2 protein-coding genes are annotated in these 933 nt (G+C 38.0%); both read right to left on the reverse strand.

Features of this window, described 5'->3' with window-relative positions; genetic code table 11:
• Nucleotides 1-105 precede the first annotated feature (105 nt).
• Complete coding sequence (locus tag J8L84_RS20125) at nucleotides 106-411, reverse strand: DUF2695 domain-containing protein (protein WP_211072261.1); 306 nt, start codon at nucleotides 409-411, stop codon at nucleotides 106-108.
• 128 nt (nucleotides 412-539) lie between these two features.
• Complete coding sequence (locus J8L84_RS20130) at nucleotides 540-911, reverse strand: hypothetical protein (RefSeq protein WP_063457411.1); 372 nt, start codon at nucleotides 909-911, stop codon at nucleotides 540-542.
• Between the last annotated feature and the right edge of the window lie 22 nt (nucleotides 912-933).

The following is a 933-nucleotide window of genomic DNA, read 5'->3' on the forward strand; positions in this document are numbered from 1 at the left end:
TAACTTTCCAATAACGGGCGCAGACATGTGGGGCATAATGGCGCAGCCGCCCCGCGTGCATGCGTCCCAGCGAACGTAGTGAGTGAGTTTATTGGGTTGTTATGTTTACTCTTCTAAATGCCAACCAACAATATCACCGACCTCATCATAGACATTAAAAATAACCTCGCAATCACAAAAACTGCCATGTTCATTTAACCAAGGAATTATTTTTTCTGGGCTTAAATTACGGCTAATTAAAAAATCCTTTGTTTCTCTGAGAGTGTGATCACAATTCGGAGCCTCTTCTCTATTTAGAAACGATAGGAGCTCCTTTAGTACTTCAATTGATAACGGTAGTGAAGCTATTAAATTTCCATGTTCATTTTGCTTGAACCGAGCTTTGAGTTTTTTCTTCTGTTCTTTGTCCATAAGCAAATCTCAAAGTAAACATAACACCCCACTAAGGGGCGATAATACATGGGCTAAAATTAGGAACGAAGTGACGCAGCCCATGTGTTAGAGTCCCAACGAGCGAAGCGAGAGGCTTGAGTGGTTTGTTATAACTCGTTGTTACCACTACGATTCTCTTTATCTATTGTATCGATTTTTGTGTTTAACTCATCGATTGATAGCTGAATTTGACGCAAAACTGGGTTCGAAAAAGCGTGGTTTCTTATTTCCTCTTCCCTAAATCCTAGCTTTGAATCCAAATAGCCTAAAATTAAAGAACAAACCACAAACAGAACCAATATCACAGGTACTGCCATAAGAGGTCTTTCAATAACGAATTGACTAACAGGGTTGTTTTCTAGTGAGTTAATGAAAACAAATATGATGAGTAAAAATTGAATATAGCCAATATACATCTTTGAACGGTCAATATAGACCTTCCATCGAATCAAAGTCCGTTTATTAAACTTTCCTTTCAAAAGTTTCTCCTAGAGTTATAAC

This window comes from Alteromonas sp. MMG017, assembly GCF_018100795.1.
Lineage (GTDB): Bacteria > Pseudomonadota > Gammaproteobacteria > Enterobacterales > Alteromonadaceae > Alteromonas.